This is a genomic window from Halovulum sp. GXIMD14793 (assembly GCF_054457435.1).
This window is the reverse complement of record NZ_JBTLNE010000032.1, coordinates 1-19,203: the sequence shown is the minus strand read 5'-3', so window position 1 is coordinate 19,203 and position 19,203 is coordinate 1. Positions and strand designations below refer to the sequence as shown.

The window sequence follows — 19,203 nt, the reverse complement described above, 5'->3', positions numbered from 1 at the left end:
ATGGCACGAGCCAAATTCCTGTGTGACGCCGAACGCTGCATCGAATGCAACGCCTGTGTCACAGCCTGTAAAAACGAGCACGAGGTGCCCTGGGGCATCAACCGCCGCCGTGTTGTCACCATCAATGATGGCAAGCCCGGCGAACGGTCGATCTCGGTCGCTTGTATGCACTGCTCGGACGCGCCTTGTATGGCGGTCTGTCCGGTGGATTGCTTTTACCAGACCAATGACGGTGTGGTTCTGCACTCCAAGGATCTGTGCATCGGCTGCGGCTATTGCTTCTACGCGTGCCCCTTCGGCGCGCCGCAATTCCCGCAGGCCGGAAACTTCGGCAGCCGCGGCAAGATGGACAAGTGCACCTTCTGCGCCGGTGGTCCGGAAAAGACCCACAGCCAGGCTGAGTTCCAGAAATACGGTCGCAACCGTATTGCGGAAGGAAAGCTGCCGATCTGTGCCGAGATGTGCTCCACCAAGGCCCTTCTGGCCGGTGACGGCGACGATGTATCCGCAGTCTACCGCGAGCGTGTCGTAGCCCGCGGCTTCGGCTCTGGCGCGTGGGGCTGGGGTACAGCCTACGACCAGAAGGGCAACTAAGCTCTGGCGTGCGGCGTTTCGGCGCCGCGTCCAACCCATTGCATTGCCCGGGCCACCCCCGGGCAGTGCCGTTTCTGCGAAATCGCCTTTTGGGGGCTGAAGCGCGGAAACCGAATGCAGAAATTACAGAAAGGCCTGTGCAATCATGATCAGGACCCTCGCCCTTATTCTCGCGTTTCTTGGTTTTGCGATGGTCTCTCCGGCCATGGCACAGACAACCGACGCCGACGCGCCCGCAGCCGATACCCGCGCTGAAACCGGCGGTGCGCAAACGCTGGAAGACATTCTGGCCCGTCAGCGCGGCGAAAGAGTGGATGATAGCTTTCGCCGCGATGCAACAGGCGACCCGGACAGTGCGGCGGGCATCACAGGCGCGCTTGGGACATTGGGCGGTGCCTCAGATGCTGAGGTATTCCGCGCACTGCGCTACGGCACAGCCGATGTCAAAGTCTCGGGCGGTGGCCCCGAAGCCCGCGTTCTGATCCAGGATGGCGGCATGCGCTGGCTACAATGGCGCGAGGGCCCGGTGCGCGACTATGGCGGGTATCTGCTGCTGGGAACGCTGGTCTTGCTGGCCCTGTTCTATCTGATCCGAGGCCGTATCCGCATTTCCGAAGGCGTGTCCGGCGTTAAAATTCTGCGTTTCACCTCAATCGAGCGGTTCGGCCATTGGCTGCTGGCAGGATCTTTCCTGCTTTTAGCGGCAACCGGAATGCTGACCCTGTTTGGCCGGATGGCCATCATACCGCTTCTGGGCAAGGAAGCCTTTGCTCCGCTGGCTGAGATGTCCAAATGGGTGCATAACAACGTGGCTTGGGCGTTTATCATTGCCCTGGTGATAGTGTTCTTCTTCTGGGTTTTGCATAATTTGCCGTCTCGGCATGACATTACCTGGTTCCTCAAAGGTGGGGGGATCATCGGCAAGGCGCATCCACCAGCGAAGAAGTTCAACGCCGGCCAAAAGATCATCTTCTGGTCGGTGATCATCTTGGGCGGGTCTATCGCCGTATCTGGTGTGTCACTGTTGTTCCCCTTCGAACTGCACCTGTTTGCACACACATTTGAGATGCTGCGCGGATGGGGCATTGACTCCCTGCCCGGCCTTGGGCCGATCCCCGCTGCCCTGTCACCACATGAAGAGATGCAATATGCCCAGATCTGGCATGTCATCGTGTCCTTCGTGTTGATGGCGATCATCATTGCACATATCTATATCGGCTCTCTGGGGATGGAGGGTGCGTATGATGCCATGGGGTCGGGCGAGGTTGATCTTAATTGGGCGAAAGAGCATCACAGCCTGTGGGTTGAGGAAGTGCAGGCCAAGAAAGGCCTGCCCGAGACCCCACCTTCTGATCCGCCTGCCGAAGCGACACCTGCGGAATAACCCATGAAGCTGAGCCGCGCCATTCTGGCCGCGGCCCTGATGGCCGCCCCCGCCCTGCCAAGCCATGGGCAGGAAGTGGTTTTGCTCTCCGGCCATGGCGGGCCGGTCAAGGGTATTGCGGTTGAGGATCAGGCGGTTCTGACAGCCAGCTTCGACTATGCGCTGGGGTTGTGGCAATTGGATCAGCCCGATGCACCGGTTTGGCTGGACGGACATACGGCAGCCGTGAATGCGGCAGTATTTTTGCCAAACGGACGCGCCGCCTCTGCGGGGGATGATTTCTCGATCATAGTCTGGGATCTGAACACCCGCGAATCTGTGGCCGAGATGACCGGACATAACAGTAAGATCCTCGACCTTGCTGTCAGTCTTGATGGTCAGACCCTGGCCACTGCCAGTTGGGATGGGCGCATCGGGGTCTGGTCGGTGCCCGAGACCCGCCTGCTGCGCTGGATTGAGGTCGGCAGCAACGTAAATGATGTGCAATTTTCCGATGATGGCCAGACGATTTATTCTGCGACGTTTGACGGCACAGTGCGCAGCTGGGATGTCACAAGCGGTGATCAGACGGGCCTGTATGCCCGACATGGGTTCGGCATTAACCGTCTGGTGCTGAACGAGGCAGCTGGATGGCTGGCCTATGGCGCGCTCGATGGTGGCACGCGGGCGATCCGTTTGTCGGATAACGCGCAACTGGCCGACCTGACGCTTGACCGCCGCCCGATCCTGTCGCTTGCCCTCAACCCCGATGGGACACGGTTGGCGGTTGGCGATGGCGAGGGGTTTATCATGACCGTCGACACCACAGACTGGAGCATCGCACATGATTTCAAGGCAGCGCTGCGCGGCCCGATCTGGGCGTTGGCCTTTAGTGCAGATGGGACACGCCTGCTGGCCGGTGGCATCGACGATGCGGCGTTTGTCTGGCCAGCTGAACACAGCAGCGATCAACAAATGGCCACCGACAGGCGCAGTTTCCTGCGGGATCCGTCCACAATGGAAAATGGTGAGCGCCAGTTCATGCGCAAATGCTCTATCTGTCACAGCCTGACGCCAGATACGGCCCGCAAAGCCGGGCCGAGCCTATACAGCATCTTCGGGCGTCAAGCCGGAACCCTGCCCGGTTATCCTTATTCCGAGGCTATGCGTCAGACCGATATTGTCTGGACCGACGAAACCATCAGCAAGCTGTTTGAACTGGGGCCGGATAACTATACCCCAGGTTCAAAAATGCCGATGCAGGTGATTGTCGCAGAAAGCGACCGCGCGGACTTGCTGGCGTTCCTGAAACGCACTACCACTGACCAAAAGGAAAAGGGGGACTGATATGCGCACCATGCTTCTGGCTTTCGTTGCAATCGGAGTTATCGCTTTCGGCGCGAACACGATCCTCGGCAGTATTTGGTATACCGAACAACAGCGCTCCTCTGGAAACTCGGTCCGTTTGGACTGATACGGCATGGACTACCAGCGTTACGCGATCTACTATGCGCCGCCTGCTGACAGCGCGTTGCATGACCTCGGTTCGGCTTGGCTGGGATGGGATACGATTGCCGGGCAGGAGTTGCCCCATCCGGACATTCCCGGCCTGCCCGCCCCCGTCAGCAGCCTGTCGGAAACACCCCGCAAATACGGTCTGCACGGAACGCTGAAGCCCCCTTTTCGGCTGATGGGCGGGACGGTCGATGACCTGGTTACGGTGATTGAGCAAGACATCTGTGATCAGCCTGCATTTGAGCTGCCCCTTCTGCAGGTCACAGCCCTTGGCCGGTTCCTTGCCCTGACGCCCTCTGCCCCGTCTGAACCGCTGGCCACGCTTTCCGCCGCCTGCGTGCAGGCCCCCGACCGGTTTCGCGCGCCCCAGACCGAGGCAGAGCTGGCAAAGCGCCGCGCCTCGGGCCTGACCGAGGCCCAGGAGCAGAACCTTCAGCACTGGGGCTACCCTTATGTGCTTGATGAATTCCGCTTCCACATCACCCTGACCGGCAAGCTGGACCCCAGCATTGTGCAACCGGTGCAGGCCGCGTTGCAGTCGCATCTTGCGCCTGCTGTGCCCGAACCTGCCTGGGTCAAGGATGTCTGTCTGTTCGGCGAGGCTCCGGACGGTCGCTTTCACCAGATCAACCGCTTTGCCCTGAGGACCCCATGACCACGATTCTGATCACCGGCGCCAATCGCGGTATTGGCGCAGAATTGATGAAAGTTGCGGGGCAACACGGCCTGACAACGATCGGCACCGCGCGCCAGCCCGAAGGCGTTCTCTGGCCCGTCAATGTCACCGATGAGGCCAGCCTGAAAGCTGCCGCAGATCGCATGGGTAACGAAGCCCTGGATATTCTGGTCTGCAATGCCGGGATTTATGCCGATAAGGGTAAATCGCTGGAGGAAACAACGGCGCAGGATTGGGCCGACAGTCTGGCCGTCAATACCACCGGCGTCTTTCTGACCATCCGGGCCTTTCTGCCGCATCTGCGACGCGCAAAGCGCCCCCGTATTGCGGTCATGGCCTCAATCATGGCCAGCAGCGCGCGGGCACCGGGCGGATCCTTGGCGTATCGCGCGTCAAAGGCAGCTGCGGTCAATCTGGCCTGCAATCTGGCAACGGATTTGCGCAGCGACGGAATTGCCGTGGCCGCATTGCATCCCGGCTGGGTCCGGACCGAAATGGGCGGCGGTGAGGCGGATATCGACGTTGAAGAAAGCGCCGCCGGACTGTTTCAGCAGATCACCAGCCTGTCGTTGGAAAACACCGGCGGATTTCGCAGCTATGACGGCAGCGAAATCGCTTTTTAGAGCAAAGTGTACTAGGCGGCGTCTGCATTTAGGGGATTCCCAAATCATCTTTCGTTTGATTCAAGATCAAAAACGGGAGGCGATCTTGAGCAGACGGACTTTGACAGACAGGCAGTCACTGCCCGGCAGGCGATTGCGCAGCAATCTGCCGAGAGGGGGCGATCATTGAACCTTTGGTCCCGGGCAAGCAGGGTGACCGGGGCCGCACTGGCGCAGACAATCGGTTGTTCCTCGACGCGATCCTTTGGCTGGCGAGAGGGGCATCGCCCTGGCGCGACCTGCCACCGGAATTGGGAAATTGGAAGACAGCTCATTCCAGGTTTCGCCGCTGGACGCTGGCAGGTGTTTGAGAGAGTCTTTTCAAAGCCTTAAGCACGGACCCGGATTTCGAATACGTTCTCGTGGATGCCACCATCTGCAAAACGCATGCAGACGCGACCTCTCAAAAGGGAGGCTTGAAGCTGCCGGAATGAACCGTGCCGCCTTCGACGCCTATGTCGAAACCCAGCTTGCCCCTGTGCTGCTCCCTGGCGACGTGGTGATCGCCGACAACCTCGCCGCCCACAAATCCGCAAAGGTGCAGGAGCTCTTACGCGCACAGGGCAATTGGATGCTGTTCCTGCCGCCATACAGCCCGGACCTGAACCCGATTGAAATGGCGTTCTCCAAGCTCAAAGCCCATCTCAGACGCTTGGCCGTGCGAACCTTCGACGCTCTAACAAACGCCGTCGGAGATATCTGCGATCTATATGCCCGTGTCAGTTCAGTTGGACAATCTCTGGATGTGCAGCGTGAAAAGCTGCGTGACTGTGACAAGCTCTTCGAGGAAAAGCGCAGTGGCACCACGGACGCCCGCCCTCAACTGAAGGAATGCCTGAATTACGTGCGCGAGGGCGACCAACTCATTGTCACGCGCATTGATCGGTTGGCACGATCCACATTGCACCTCTGTCAGATCGCTGAGACCTTGCGGGAGAACGGCGTCGATCTTGTCGTCATTGATCAGAACATCGACACTTCCGATGCGACCGGCCGTCTCCTGTTCAACATGCTGGGCGCCATCGGACAGTTCGAGACCGAGATCCGCGCCGAGCGTCAGATGGATGGGATTAAGAAAGCCAAGGATCGAGGTGTCCAGTTCGGAAAACGGCCTGCGCTGTCGGGTGAGCAAATCAAGGAACTCCGGGAGAAACGCTCGCAAGGCGTGCTGATCAAAGACCTCATGGCGGAATACAGCCTCTCTAAGGCCACAATCTACCGTTATCTCACCGAAAACGGAGGCTGAGCGTGAAGACAGTACCCCGATCCGGGCTTAAAGCGTTTCGAGTTTACCTTGAGACATCACATAAAATCGAAACGCGTACACCATATAGGCTTATCACTGCGTTTCAGGATAATCTTTTGTCTCAGGTTTATCCCGAAACGCTTTAACGCCCTATTCTGCACCCAGCCGGAATCAACCCCAGTAGGGGCAGATCAGCGCGTATTGGCTTTCTGTTATCTCATTCATAACATATAGTTAGCACATTTCAGCGATAGACAATAGTGTTAACAGGCCCTAATCGCGCAGCATCGCGGCAATTCTGTCGCGATGCTTTTCTACCAGCGCCGCGTCCCCTTTTGACTCGATGTTCAGCCGAACCAAAGGCTCTGTATTTGACTGACGCAGGCTAAAGCGCCAATCGCCGAAATCCAGCGACACGCCGTCCATTTCATCCCGGCCAATAGCATCCGCCTCATACGCCGCAACGACCTTTGCAATCGCAGTGCTGGCATCCGCGACCCGGAAATTCACCTCACCAGAAACCGGGAATTTCGCCATACGTTCACTGACCATATCGGCCAGTGTGGTCCCGGTCGAGGCAACCAGTTCAGCCGCCAGCACAAACGGGATCAAGCCGCTGTCGCAGAACATGAAGTCGCGAAAATAGTGATGCGCCGACATCTCGCCGCCATAGATCGCCCCGGTTTCGCGCATGATCTGTTTCATATAGGCATGCCCCGTGCGCGAGGCGATGGCCTGCCCGCCAGCCGAAGAAACCAGATCGCGGGTGTTCAGGATGATACGCGGGTCATGCACGATTTTTTCGCCCGGATGGGTGCGAAGAAACGCCGTGGCCAGCAGGCCAACCACATAAGCGCCGTCGATGAAAGCGCCCGTGTGATCAAAGAAAAAACAACGGTCAAAATCGCCGTCCCAGGCGACCCCGAAATCCGCGCCCGCATCCAGAACCGCTTGCGCTGATGCCGCATGGTTTTCAGGCAGCAGCGGGTTTGGAATACCATTGGGAAAGGTCGGGTCCGGATCGGCATATTGATGCACGATATCAATTTGCGCACCGCGGGCCCGCATCTCTGCCACCAGCGCATCCACTGTTGGGCCAGACGCGCCATTACCGGAATTTGCCAGAACGTTCAGACCTTTGATGGAGGCCGGATCAATAAACGACAACACCCGGTCGATAAAGGCGGCGCGGTCATTAACCGCCTGCCGGTGTCCATGCACTGCCGCTTCTGCAAAGGCATGATCGGACAGAACCAGTTTCTCAATCTCGGCCATACCGGTTTCACGGGTGATTGGTTTGGCCTCGGCCAGCACCATCTTGATGCCGTTATATTCAATCGGATTATGCGAGGCCGTGACCATCAGCCCCCCAGCCGCGCCCTGATGAGCTGTGCTGAAATACACCTCTTCGGTGCCGCACAGCCCCAGTTCCATCACATCAACGCCCATGGAGGTCAGCCCCCGCGCCAGCGCATCGGCAAATCCCGGCGAGGTTTCCCGGGCGTCATGGCCGATGACAACGGATTGCGATTTGACCACCTGGGCAAAAGCCCGGCCGATACGGATCACCCGGTCCTCGGTCAGGGTCTGACCAATCGTGCCGCGAATGTCATAGGCTTTGAAAGGGCTGTCCGTCATGATTGCTCCGTCTTTTACTCTGAAAAATCCATAGCCGGGATACCGACTGCGGTCGACAATCAATCACCAGTTTGCAACAGAATTGCGGCGGCCCGCTTAGCTATCCCCGCCGCCGCGTAATTAGCCCTTTGGACGGATCATAGGCGAAGATCGCCCCGCCCATAAATACCAGCGTGCAGCCGACAACCACGGCAAAGGCCGTCAGATTGAATTGCAGATACAAAGCAAAGCGGATCAGTTCGACGGCATAGGTGAAAGGATTAAAACGGCAGATCTCATGCAAGATCACCGAACTGTCTTTCATCCGCCACAGCGGATAAAGCGCAGAGGAGGCGAAGAACACCGGAAAGATAACGAAATTCATCACGCCGGCGAAATTCTCCAGCTGACGAATGGTTGACGAGATCAGCAATCCCAGCGCGCCCAGCATCATGCCCGACAGGAGTAGCGCGGGCAGGATCGCAATATAGCCCCATATCGGCGGATCCACGCCCCAGAACCAGGCGATGCCCAGAAAGACATAGACCTGAACAATCGACACCGCAACGCCAGCCAGCAGTTTGGAGGTCAGCAGAAACCAGCGCGGATAAGGGCTGACCAGCAGCGTGCGCATTGCCCCGGTTTCACGGTCGTAAACCATGCTGAGCGAGGATTGCATTCCATTGAACAGCTGGATCATGCCACATAATCCGGGGGTCACGTAGACCTCGTACAGAACATAGGTCTGGTAGGGCTCTGTGATCGAGATGCCCATGACGGCGCGAAATCCGGCAGCAAAGATGAACAGCCAGACCAGCGGGCGCACCAGTGCGGACAAAAAGCGTTCGCGCTGTTTGGTAAAGCGCAGGGCTTCGCGCCAGACAATGCCGCGAAAGGCGGTCAGGCGGCCAGCCCAGTTCAGACGCACGCTCATACCGATGCCTCCTGCGGCATCCCGGTCAGGTTTAGAAAGGCGTCAGACAATGTGCCGTCACCGGCAATCGCCGTGGCTGAATCCGTGCGCAGCACCTGGCCCTGATGCAACACAACGACGGTATCACCGGCCTCGACCTCATCAAAAATATGCGTGGCCCAAAGGGCGGCAACCCCTTCGGTGCGGATCAGCTGGCGCACCAGTGCCGACACCTCGGCCCGCGTGCGCACGTCAAGTCCTACCGTTGCCTCGTCCAGCAATAGCAGCTTTGGTTTGTGCAGCAGGGCGCGGGCAATTTCGGCCCGGCGGCTTTGCCCGCCCGATAGCGCGGCAATGCGGATGTCGGTCTTGTCCGTCAGACCGACCAGCGCAATCACCTCTTCGATGCGATCCCGGGCGGCGCGGGATGCCATACAAGGCGGCGTGATAGGCTAGGTTTTGACGAATGCTAAGGTCGCGATCCAGCGCGCGGCTTTGGAACACGACCCCCAACTGCGCCAGCGCCGGGCCGGGCTGACGCCGAACGTCATGCCCGCCGACACGGATCGCGCCGGACACATTGTCGTAAAGCCGGGTAATCAGCGAAAACAGCGTCATCTTACCCGCGCCATTAACCCCCAGAAGTGCCACGAATGCCCCTTCCGGAACACAAAGCGAGACATCATCCAGCGCCTTCAGCCGACCAAAGGCATGGCTGACACAAGACACATCAAGCGCGGGCACCGCCCTGCCCGCGCTATCTGTCCTGCTCTGTGTAACGTCAGTCAGAGGTTATTCCTTACGGCGGCCAGTCTCATTGAAGTCTGCATCCAGCGTGATGTCATATTGTCCATCCGAGCATTGCGCATCGTCAAGATCATAGCCGCCTTCGTCCTCAACCTCGATATCATCCGGGTCGATTTCGCAGCCGATTTCCTCTATGAATTCCATGATCTTCGGCAGATAATCAGCCTCCCCTTCGGCAAAAGCCGGGGCGCTGAGGGCAAGGGACAGGGTTGCAAGTATCGCAGGGGCTTTCATGTCTTATCCTCCTATTGGATGGTGAAAACGGCTTTCTGGGACTCGCCGGAAGACCCCGGGATTTTTCAACTCATAGGTCCCCGGCTTGATGGCGATAAAACTGATCTCGGCCTCGCCCTCGTCGTCGAATTCAAGGCTGTGGACGCCCATTGGCCGTATCTCAATCTTGTTGATAACGATCTCATTGATCCAGATCGCGCGAAAGAAGTCGCCGCCGGACAGCGCCAGTTCAGCAGAGCCGTCCGCAATGATCTTCAGCTTGTAATAAGTGCCGGATTTCAACGTATAGGGTGCCTTGGCAACTGGCTGACCCGAGGCCAACGTCAGCGGCTCCAGCGTCTCGCGGTTTTTTGCGGACATCAACCCGGCAAAGCCGAGATCATGGGCGTCAGCGGGCGTGGCTGCCAAAAGTGCGGCCAGCAACAGGTGTTTCATATCGTCTCCCTTAAAGCGTTTCGAGTTTACCTTGAGACATCACATAAAATCGAAACGCGTACGCCATATAGGCTTATCACTGCGTTTCGGGATAATCCTTTGTCTCAGGTTTATCCCGAAACGCTTTAGTTCGGTTTAACGGCGACGCCCCAGGGCTGTTCGCCAACCTGCACGGATTTCACGACCTTCAAGCGGTCTACATCAATGATCGAGACATCGTTGGAATTGCCGTTGGTGGTGTAGAGCTATTTTTCATCTGGCGTGAAGGCCAGCTGCCAGACGCGTTGACCGACCAGCAGGTATTTCTGTACTTCCCAACTTTCGCCATCAATCACGGCAACCCGGTTGGCAGGCCCAAGGGCCACAAACACGGTTTTGCCGTCCGAGGTGACACGTACCCCCACCGGCTGCAGGGCCTCAGGCGCAAGGCCCGGGACCTCAAACGTGATCTTGTGCAGGATAGCCCCATCTTCGGGATTGATCACCGCAACGGTGCCGCCAATCTCGGCGCTGACATATAGGTATTTGCCATCCGCCGTAAACTGGGCAAAGCGCGGGCGCTGATCGACCAGGGTGTTCTGGAAAATCTCATACGCCTCGGTATTGATAAAATGGGCCATATTGGTGGTTTCCGAGGTATTCACTACCACTTTGCCATCGGGGCTGATCCCCATGCCCTCAGGTTCCACACCGACCGGAACCTCAGCGAGGATCTTGCGCTCTTTGACATCCGTGACCGTGACCAGATTGTCATCCTCGTTCGCGGTATAAATCGGATTGCCTGATGGATGCAGTATGAACAGCTCCGGGTCAGGGCCGGAGGGCAAGGTGTGAAGTTCCTTGTAGGTCTCTGTGTCGAACACCCGGATCAGATTGTCGTCAGAGGCGCAGACATACAGCTCCTTGCCATCCGGACTGATCGTGATGCCGCGGGGGCGCTGGCCCCCGGGAAAGGTTGCGATCACCTCCTGCGTGTCGCTGTCTATGACGGTGATGTCGTTTGATTTCTCGTTCGAGACAAAAACCTTGTTGGCCAGCGCAGGACCCGCGATCAGGCTCAGCGCCAGAAACAGTACACGCAGCATTCGGGCCTCCTATTCATTGAAATTGCAGGACGATTCAGGCTCATCCAGACCCAGCGTGTCCAAACGCGACACGCGATGCAGGAACTGTTCCTGCGGGGACGCCGTCACAACAACCTTGTCAGCCGTAAGGACGATCGGCTGGCGTAGCTGACCATTCCAGGGACGAAAGGTCAGCTTTTGCCCCTTGAAGGCAGCCAGTTCGAAATCGCGGCTCAGGATGTAATCCCGCAGCACGGCGAAATCGGCTGACTGGGTGCGTGTTGCTGCTTCGCCAAGGACACGAAGCGCCGCCCAGACCTGAAAGTCTTCGTCCCGCATATAGCGACCGGACAGTTTCTCGAACCGGTTCTGAAACTGGGTTGCCCCCCCAGGCTTCCTGTGCCGGGTGCCAGGTCTCGGGCCGCAGGCCTGCGGAACCGGCAACCGGCCGGGCCTCCCATGTATGGAATTGCAGATTGGTAGCAAAATAATCTGTCGCATCCGCCGCGACGACCAGATCGTGATCCGGCACAGATTGGGTAAAGGCAGGCATCTGGCGCTGGACCTGGACATGACCGCTATCGGTGCGCCGTGCGCCGCCGGTGTCTTCGAAGACGCGGGTTTCAACCACCTTCAGTCCAAATTTATTGGCTGCGCGGCGATAGGCCTCGGCCAATTCGGTGTCAGCGGGGTTTGACCCCTCGATCAGGAACCATTCATCCCATCGTTTCACAGCAGCAAACTGCGCCAACGCATCCGCAATCATCGCCGAGCTGGGCGCGATATGCAGAAGATTACGGCGGCATTGATCATCGCGCAGCGCGGTATCACGGGCCAGCGCATTTACCAGCAGCGCGCGGTCGCCGGCGTGATCAGCCAGCGCAAGTGTGGTCTGGGCATCGGCCATGGTGACAATGAAATATGTGCCCTCGCCGATCAGCCTGTCCAAAACCTCTGCCGCCGCCGTCGCATCCTCGACCGCCACGGTTTCATTGACAAACTCCTGCCCCATGAAACGGCCGGTTGTCTGATTGTCATCAGAGGTCTGCGCCATCCCGCCCGCACCGGATAGGGCGAGCATCAGACCCGGCAGGATATACCTTGCGATCATGGCTGATCAGCTCATGCAATCGTCTTCGGCTTCCCGGATTTCATCCGGCTTAGGCAGCTTCTTCGCGGGGCGCCCGCGCGCAACAGCATCCGTCCCGCGTGCCTTCAGATACACATAGATATCGTCCAGATAGCACATGATGTTCTTGTTGGTGCCGAAGGCAGGCATCACCGAATTGTCGGACGCACCCACCTTCTGCCGACCCGAGGCGACGACCTCCAGAAAATCGTAGTAATCCATATCAAGTGCCGACTGCTTCAACGCCGGAGCATAGGTCGACCCTTCACCATCCGGGCCGTGGCAAACATGGCATTCGGCGTGATAGCGGCGAAAACCGGAAAAGGTGGGCCAATCCACGGTGCCGTCTTCGGCAATCAGGTAGGTGGGGACGTCATCTGCGGTGAACGAGCGTCCGCCTTCGGTATAGTTGACGTCGATATTTGCGTCCTGGGCCTGAGCGCCGAAAGCGACTGCGTATAGCAGGAGCGGTGCAATAATTCTGTGCAGCATTGGTTTTTTGTATCCTCCCAAGGAAAACCGGCCCCAAGTCTTTGCGCCGGGGCCGGCCTCGTTTCAGTTCTGCCCGAGGCCTTAGTCCGGCAGAGCAAAGACGGTCAGCTGACCACCAAGCTGGGTGTAGTCGCTGAGTGCAGCATAGCCACCCACGGCACCCAGCCCGTCATTGGGATTGGTCAGACCAGCCGCAAGACCGATGCCAGCCTAGCCACCAACGCCCGACAGGATCGCGATGTACTGCTTGCCGTCATGCTCGTAGCTCATCACGTTGCCGATGATGCCCGACGGGGTTTTGAACTTGTAAAGTTCCTCGCCTGTCTCTGCGTCAACAGCCTTCAGATACCCCTCAAGCGTACCATAGAAGACCACATCGCCCGAAGTGGCCAGCGCACCGGACCAGACCGAGAACTGCTCTGGCAGGGACCATTTAATCTCGCCCTTGATGTTATCCCAGGCAATGAAATTACCCATGCCGCCATGGCTGTCCGGTGCCGGATACATCGCCAGCATCGCCCCGACATAGGGCTGCCCTGCGGTGTAGCTGACCCGGAACGGCTCATAGTCCATGCAAACATGGTTGGTCGGCACGTAGAACAGCTGAGTCTTCGGCGAATAGGCCGCTGGCTGCTGGTCTTTTGAGCCAAGTGCCGCCGGACAGATACCGGTGGAGTTGACATCCTCGCCATTTTGCTCGGTCGAGTATTGGGCCACCACCTGCGGGCGACCGTATTGATCGCTTTCGGGATCCATGTTGACTTCGGTTGCCCAGTTGACCACCGGGTCGTATTTCTCTGCCACCAGCAACTCGCCGGTTGCGCGGTCCAGCGTATAGCCAAAGCCGTTACGGTCGAAATGGGTCAGAAGCTTGCGCATCTCGCCATCAACTTCCTGATCCGTCAGGATCATTTCGTTGACACCGTCATAGCCCCCATTCGTCGTGCGGCGTCATCTGATAGAACCATTTGGCCATTCCATCATCGGGGTAACGGGCCATGATGGTCATCGACCCGCGATTGTCACCCGGGCGCTGCGCGGGGTTCCAAGTGGATGGGTTGCCGGTGCCGTAGTAGAACAGGTCCAGCTCAGGATCATAGGAATACCAGCCCCAGGTCGACCCGCCGCCGATCTTCCACTGATCACCCTCCCAGCTATTGAGCGAGGAGTCCGCACCAATCGGCTTGCCCAGATGGGTGGTCTTTTCCGGATCGACCAGCATCATATCGTCCGGGCCCATGGAATAGGCGCGCCAGGCCTGTTCTCCGGTTTCCATATCATAGGCGGTGACATGCGAATGCACGCCGTATTCCCCTCCCGAGATACCGACAATCACCTTGTCCTTTACCGGCAGCACCGTTGCGGTGTTGGTTTCACCCTTCGAGGGATCATCGTTTACCACGCTCCACTTCACTTCGCCGGTCTTGGCATCCAGCGCGACCAATGTGGTATCCGCCTGATGCAGGAAGATCATGCCATTGGCATGGGCCGACCCCGGTTCACCGTGTCACAGCACATCACGGCAATCACATCCGGGTTCTGCTGTGGTGTGTAGCTCCAGACAATTTTGCCTTCGTTATTCAGATCAAGCGCATAAACGTTGTTCGGAAATGGCGTGTGGACATACATGATGCCGTCGATAACCAGGGGCGACCCTTCGTGGCCACGCAAAACGCCGGTTGAGAATGTCCAGGCCACTTGCAGATCGCCGACATTGGACTTGTCGATCTGGCTCAGCTCGGAATAGCGGGTATTGGCATAGTCCCCGGTCTGGATGCCCCACTGCGTGGGGTCTTTTGCGATATCCATCACGGAATCATTCGCAAGACCCGCCGTTGCGGATGCAACCAGAAGCGCAGAGACGCTTGCAGTCAACTTTTTCATGAGTTCCCTCCCGTTTCATAATCTCTTCGGTGCGTTTTGCCCGCCCGGAGAGTTGCGCGAAAAAGGCGGATGTCGCCCCTTCAGACGAGATCATAAAGCGGCGCAGAAAACGCTGCGTCAACAAGCAGCAAAGGGTTTTGCGGCTAAAGTAGTACACCATGGAATACTCGACAGGTCGCCGTAGCCTTCGCGGGGTTTTGTCTGCGTGCGCCTATAGAATACAAAAACAAAAGCGGCCGATCCTTTCGGATCGACCGCCAGATTTCAGAATTGAATGCGGCTTAGGATTGCGATTCAATATAAGCGATCACATTGGCCCGGTCTTCTTCTTTGCGCAGGCCCGGGAACGTCATCTTGGTGCCTTTGATCAGGTCTTTCGGCTTTAGCAGGAATTTATCCAGCGTTTCAGCGTCCCAGACCAGACCACCAGCGGCGGCTTCCATAAGTGCGTCGGAGTATTTGAACCCTTCAACCTTACCAGCCTCGGCCCCTACGATACCGTTCAATATCGGGCCGACACGGTTCTTGGCACCTTCACCGACCTGATGGCAGGCTTTGCATTTCCGAAATACCTTTTCACCTGCTTCGGCATCCTGACCAAGGGCTGGCATGGTCATGGCCAGAAGGCCGAGGCCGGCGATCATTGCTTTGTTCATTCGATCGTCTCCATTAACTGGTCGTCTGTGCATCAGCGGGATTGTCATGCCGAAGTGTCAAATCTGCCTCAGACTAACCTATAAGCTGATCCGAACAAGACACTGTTCCGCGAGTTGACCAATATATTGTTACCAACTGTGACCGTTTAAGGGCTGCGGCAAATCGGCGCGGCGGAGCGGCCAGTTTCGGATCGCCCTACATTCCAGCCCCAAACCGGCCTGTGTCAGTACTCGACCACCGCGCGGATACTTTCGCCGGCATGCATCAGATCAAACCCTTTGTTGATCTCATCCAGCGATAGCGTGTGCGTGATCATCGGATCGATCTCAATCTTGCCGTCCATGTACCAGTCGACGATCTTGGGCACATCGGTCCGACCGCGTGCGCCGCCAAAAGCAGTACCGCGCCAGCTACGTCCGGTTACCAGCTGGAAAGGCCTGGTCGAAATCTCTGCGCCGGCAGGCGCTACACCGATAATGATCGATTCCCCCCAGCCTTTATGGGCGCATTCAAGAGCCGTGCGCATGACGCCGACATTGCCGGTCGCATCAAAGGTGTAATCCGCGCCGCCCTTGGTCAGATCAACCAGATAGGGCACCAGATCGCCCTCGACCTCGGATGGGTTGACGAAATCAGTCATGCCGAAACGTTCAGCCATGTCTTTCTTAGACGGGTTCAGGTCAACGCCGACAATCTGATCAGCACCGGCCAACCGCAGACCCTGAATAACGTTCAGGCCAATACCGCCCAGGCCGAACACGACCGCGCGCGAGCCGATCTCAACCTTCGCTGTATTGATCACCGCGCCTATGCCGGTGGTCACGCCGCAACCGATATAGCAAATCTTGTCGAACGGCGCGTCTTGGCGCACCTTGGCCAAGGCGATCTCGGGCAGGACGGTATGATTGGCGAAGGTCGAACAGCCCATGTAATGCAGGATCGGGTCGCCATCGAGCGTGGAAAAGCGCGAGGTTCCATCCGGCATAAGCCCCTGCCCCTGCGTGACCCGGATCGACTGACAGAGATTGGTCTTGGGGTTCAGACAGTATTCGCATTCCCGGCATTCCGGGGTGTAAAGCGGGATCACGTGATCACCGGGCTTGAGCGAGGTCACACCTGGGCCAACTTCCAGAACAACACCGGCACCTTCATGGCCCAGAATGGCCGGGAACAACCCTTCAGGGTCAGCACCCGAACGGGTGAATTCATCTGTATGGCAAAGCCCGGTGGCCTTGACCTCAACCAGCACTTCACCATCTCGGGGGCCGTCGAGATTGACCTCCATCACCTCAAGCGGCGCACCGGCTTTGGTGGCGACCGCAGCACGCGTTCTCATAAGTGTTCCTCCCATACTGCTACTCCCGCGACTGGGCCAAACTGCCGGGCGGGGCCTAAAGGTTCTGTTGCAACTATACCTGCAGTAAATGCCGGGTCGAGACTAGACCTTAGTCGCAGCAGACCTGTGAGGCGGCCCGGGCTATGACCAACATTGCGGCTCTGGCTTTGGGGTAACGGATCGCCTAGCCTGCAAAGCAGACACAGGGGGAAGTGATGAAATACCTTATGATCCTTATGACCCTGCTTGCCGGACCAGGTGTCGCCGCCAACTTTGACGATCCTGACTGGCCCTGCATTCAGCGCAAAGTCGAGCATCTGTCACTTGGCCAGATGTGGGCCGGGCCGCAGATAGACGATCATGTCGAGCAGCTGATAAAGTCGGATACTATACGCCTGCTGGCTGGACGCCTGGCGGTGCGGCGTACCTCTGAAGAAGACGCAAAAGCGCTGGTGGCAGACTTTGTCACGGATCACGACGCGGCACCTGATGCACATCTGACGGCGCTCTTCGCCGCGACTTTCAAGAAAATCGACCGTGATCGCAACGCACTTATCCAGGGGATCGGGCGCTACTCCCGCAAGCAGATTGCGCTTGCAGAGCAGATTGAGAGACGGCGGGCCGAGGTCGCAAAGCTTAAGAATTCGGATACGCCGGACTACGATCAAATTGAACTGCTCGAGGATGAACTGGCCTGGGACACGCGTATTTTTGACGATCGCCGACAGTCACTGACATATGTCTGCGAGACACCGGTCCTGCTGAAAAAAACGGGCCTTTGCACTGGCGCGTATCATCATGGCGCATCTTCAGGAGTAAAGCTGTAGGGTGGGTTGAAACCCACCCTACCTACTGCCTTAGTGCTTCATACACGTTCCTGCGACAGCGCGTCCTCTGGTGAACCGGATAGAATACAAATAGATTCCGTAGGACAGGATGGAGGCAAATGACATGCCTGAATCAGCCTATTCCTATCGCGACGATCCAAAGGTCCCCGCCTTTGACGATACGGGTCCCGTTGCGTTCATGGACGGCGATTTCGCCCTGTGTTCGTTCGGGGCACGTTTGATCACCCGTTTCGACAAGAAAGAAAAGTTCCGCATCTGCCCGATCCAGTCGGACCTTGGTCGCGCCGTCCTGCATCATTACCGCATTGATCCCGATGCCCCCGAAACCTGGTTGCTGTTGATTGATGGCAAAGCGCTGACCTCAATGGACGCAATGATCGTTGCTGGCGCTAAGGTCGGCGGCATTGGCTGGCTTTTGCAGCCTCTGCGTCTGATGCCCAGCATGCTTCGAAACTGGCTTTACCGCCGCATCGCGCGCAACCGCTATGCTTTATTCGGCCGCACCGATCTCCGCGCCCTGCCCGACCCGGCCCTGCAACGTCGTCTTATTGGATGAAGGTTATCATCCTTGGCGGCTACGGGGCATTTGGTGCACTTTTGTCCGAGTTGCTGATAAAGGACGGTCACCAGCTTTGGATCGCTGGACGGAACCAAGCTGCGGCCAACGCCCTGGCCACACGCCTGGGCTGTCGGGCCCTCGAGGTTGATCGCAAAGGCGACCTAAGCCCTCTGTTCGCGTCGGAACCGGATGTGATCGTGGACGCTGCTGGGCCATTTCAAAGCTATGATGACCCCTATCTGCTACCCAAACGCTGTATCGCCGAAGGCTGCTCTTACCTTGATCTCAGCGATTCCACTGAGTTCACGCAAGGCATCACCACGCTCGATACCGAAGCGCGCGCTGCAGGCGTTTGCATTTTGTCGGGGGCTTCCAGTGTTCCGGGCCTGTCATCGGCCGTTGTCGCGTCTCTGACCAGGGGCATGTCCGAGATCGCCCTGATCGAAAGCGCCATTCTGCCTGGTAATCGCGCCCCTCGGGGCCGGTCCGTCATCGCAAGCATCGTCTCGTAAGTTGGTCGTCCCGTTGCCGTATGGTGCGGCGGCGCGTGGCGCCAGATGCGCGGTTGGAGCGACCGGCGCCGGGTATCTTTCAGCAAAGGTGACACCCGCCCGGCCTAGCTGGTGGATGTCCCGGATCTGACCCTTTTCCCGCAGCATTTTTCTGCCAGATCAGTGATGTTCCGCTCCGGTATGGAATTGGGCGTGATGAACCGTTCTCTGTCACTGCTGGCCAAGCTACGCCGCACGCTACCCTTGCGCGAAGGCCTGCGCAGCCTTGGTCTGCTGCACTGGCTGTCAAAGCGATTGCTGCCCTTTGGCACCGATCGCGGCGGTATGGTGGTGCAGGTCGTCGGACGCGTGGGCTCAACAATGACCGAACGTCGCTGGACCCTGCTGGCAGAGGCCGCACAAGGCCCCTACATCCCCGGGATCGCTGTACGCAGCTTGCTGCGGCGTGACCAGTTGCGCCCCGGCGCGCGGCCCTGTCTGGCGGAGTTCACGCTGATCGAGGCCGAAGCAGCCATGTCCGATCTGACCATCCGCACAGAGGTAGCCCCTACGAGTTGCTGGCGCAGCTTCAAGATCGAAGGTCAGAGTGACGGGTCCGGGCGTTGCCGCGCCCAAAACTGGAGGTCGCTGACATCTTTCGAACACACGGCCCTGCCTATC

The 19,203-nt window shown here is 58.2% G+C and carries 16 protein-coding genes and 7 pseudogenes; 12 read left to right on the top strand and 11 right to left on the bottom strand.

All coding sequences use genetic code 11. The annotated features are described in order from the left end of the window. From fdh3B to ACW9UQ_RS10705, 8 genes and pseudogenes are all read left to right on the top strand, one after another. Window positions 1-594 (top strand): formate dehydrogenase FDH3 subunit beta, encoded by a 594-nt coding sequence (gene fdh3B, locus ACW9UQ_RS10740; protein ID WP_458931013.1) that lies wholly within the window; start codon window positions 1-3, stop codon window positions 592-594. 145 nt (window positions 595-739) lie between these two features. Continuing rightward, window positions 740-1,978, top strand: a complete 1,239-nt coding sequence (locus ACW9UQ_RS10735) for a formate dehydrogenase subunit gamma (protein ID WP_458931012.1) — start codon at window positions 740-742, stop codon at window positions 1,976-1,978. Between the two features lie 3 nt (window positions 1,979-1,981). After that, window positions 1,982-3,304, top strand: coding sequence for a c-type cytochrome (locus ACW9UQ_RS10730; protein ID WP_458931011.1), 1,323 nt, complete (start codon window positions 1,982-1,984; stop codon window positions 3,302-3,304). A gap of 133 nt (window positions 3,305-3,437) precedes the next feature. Beyond that, a complete protein-coding gene (locus ACW9UQ_RS10725; RefSeq protein ID WP_458931010.1) occupies window positions 3,438-4,127 on the top strand; it encodes a DUF1045 domain-containing protein in 690 nt (229 codons plus the stop codon). Next, window positions 4,124-4,771: an SDR family oxidoreductase gene (locus ACW9UQ_RS10720; protein ID WP_458931009.1), complete on the top strand. Its 648-nt coding sequence runs from the start codon at window positions 4,124-4,126 to the stop codon at window positions 4,769-4,771. The genes ACW9UQ_RS10725 and ACW9UQ_RS10720 overlap by 4 nt, the downstream gene beginning before the upstream one ends. A 143-nt stretch (window positions 4,772-4,914) precedes the next feature. Further along, window positions 4,915-5,121 (top strand): transposase, encoded by a 207-nt coding sequence (locus ACW9UQ_RS10715; RefSeq protein WP_458931036.1) that lies wholly within the window; start codon window positions 4,915-4,917, stop codon window positions 5,119-5,121. A 119-nt stretch (window positions 5,122-5,240) separates the two neighbouring features. After that, window positions 5,241-5,525, top strand: a pseudogene (locus tag ACW9UQ_RS10710) (transposase); the annotation flags it as partial. Then, window positions 5,508-6,056 carry a recombinase family protein gene (locus tag ACW9UQ_RS10705; protein WP_458931035.1) on the top strand — a complete coding sequence of 183 codons (549 nt, stop codon included), beginning with the start codon at window positions 5,508-5,510 and terminating at the stop codon, window positions 6,054-6,056. The pseudogene ACW9UQ_RS10710 and the gene ACW9UQ_RS10705, both read left to right, overlap by 18 nt. A gap of 273 nt (window positions 6,057-6,329) precedes the next feature. Here ACW9UQ_RS10705 and ACW9UQ_RS10700 read toward each other — a convergent pair whose 3' ends face one another. From ACW9UQ_RS10700 to ACW9UQ_RS10650, 11 genes and pseudogenes are all read right to left on the bottom strand, one after another. Next, on the bottom strand, window positions 6,330-7,694 hold the full coding sequence (locus tag ACW9UQ_RS10700; RefSeq protein WP_458931008.1) for a phosphohexomutase domain-containing protein: 1,365 nt from the start codon (window positions 7,692-7,694) through the stop codon (window positions 6,330-6,332). A gap of 100 nt (window positions 7,695-7,794) precedes the next feature. Beyond that, the gene (locus ACW9UQ_RS10695) at window positions 7,795-8,607 is read right to left on the bottom strand and encodes an ABC transporter permease (protein ID WP_458931007.1); all 813 of its coding nucleotides are present in this window, start codon (window positions 8,605-8,607) and stop codon (window positions 7,795-7,797) included. Then, window positions 8,604-9,330 (bottom strand): annotated as a pseudogene (locus ACW9UQ_RS10690) (ATP-binding cassette domain-containing protein). The gene ACW9UQ_RS10695 and the pseudogene ACW9UQ_RS10690 overlap by 4 nt, the downstream one beginning before the upstream one ends. A 48-nt stretch (window positions 9,331-9,378) precedes the next feature. Beyond that, on the bottom strand, window positions 9,379-9,627 hold the full coding sequence (locus ACW9UQ_RS10685) for a PepSY domain-containing protein (protein WP_458931006.1): 249 nt from the start codon (window positions 9,625-9,627) through the stop codon (window positions 9,379-9,381). An 11-nt stretch (window positions 9,628-9,638) separates the two neighbouring features. After that, window positions 9,639-10,062: pseudogene (locus ACW9UQ_RS10680) on the bottom strand (cupredoxin domain-containing protein). A gap of 125 nt (window positions 10,063-10,187) precedes the next feature. After that, window positions 10,188-11,147, bottom strand: a pseudogene (locus ACW9UQ_RS10675) (YVTN family beta-propeller repeat protein). 9 nt (window positions 11,148-11,156) lie between these two features. Then, a pseudogene (locus ACW9UQ_RS10670) lies at window positions 11,157-12,207 on the bottom strand (ABC transporter substrate-binding protein). A gap of 36 nt (window positions 12,208-12,243) precedes the next feature. After that, a complete protein-coding gene (locus ACW9UQ_RS10665) occupies window positions 12,244-12,747 on the bottom strand; it encodes a c-type cytochrome, methanol metabolism-related (RefSeq protein WP_458931005.1) in 504 nt (167 codons plus the stop codon). Between the two features lie 81 nt (window positions 12,748-12,828). Further along, window positions 12,829-14,631, bottom strand: a pseudogene (locus ACW9UQ_RS10660) (methanol/ethanol family PQQ-dependent dehydrogenase). A 281-nt stretch (window positions 14,632-14,912) separates the two neighbouring features. Beyond that, window positions 14,913-15,287, bottom strand: coding sequence for a c-type cytochrome (locus ACW9UQ_RS10655; RefSeq protein ID WP_458931004.1), 375 nt, complete (start codon window positions 15,285-15,287; stop codon window positions 14,913-14,915). A 224-nt stretch (window positions 15,288-15,511) separates the two neighbouring features. After that, a complete protein-coding gene (locus ACW9UQ_RS10650) occupies window positions 15,512-16,624 on the bottom strand; it encodes an S-(hydroxymethyl)glutathione dehydrogenase/class III alcohol dehydrogenase (RefSeq protein ID WP_458931003.1) in 1,113 nt (370 codons plus the stop codon). A 215-nt stretch (window positions 16,625-16,839) separates the two neighbouring features. On the opposite strand from ACW9UQ_RS10650, the gene ACW9UQ_RS10645 reads away from it, so the two are divergent. From ACW9UQ_RS10645 to ACW9UQ_RS10630, 4 genes and pseudogenes are all read left to right on the top strand, one after another. After that, entirely contained in the window at window positions 16,840-17,451 is a 612-nt protein-coding gene (locus ACW9UQ_RS10645; protein WP_458931002.1) for a hypothetical protein, read from the top strand. A gap of 124 nt (window positions 17,452-17,575) precedes the next feature. Further along, on the top strand, window positions 17,576-18,028 hold the full coding sequence (locus ACW9UQ_RS10640) for a thiol-disulfide oxidoreductase DCC family protein (RefSeq protein ID WP_458931001.1): 453 nt from the start codon (window positions 17,576-17,578) through the stop codon (window positions 18,026-18,028). Beyond that, window positions 18,025-18,543: a saccharopine dehydrogenase NADP-binding domain-containing protein gene (locus tag ACW9UQ_RS10635; RefSeq protein ID WP_458931000.1), complete on the top strand. Its 519-nt coding sequence runs from the start codon at window positions 18,025-18,027 to the stop codon at window positions 18,541-18,543. Before ACW9UQ_RS10640 ends, ACW9UQ_RS10635 begins: the two co-directional genes overlap by 4 nt. Window positions 18,544-18,708: 165 nt before the next feature. Continuing rightward, window positions 18,709-19,203: pseudogene (locus ACW9UQ_RS10630) on the top strand (hypothetical protein); the annotation flags it as partial.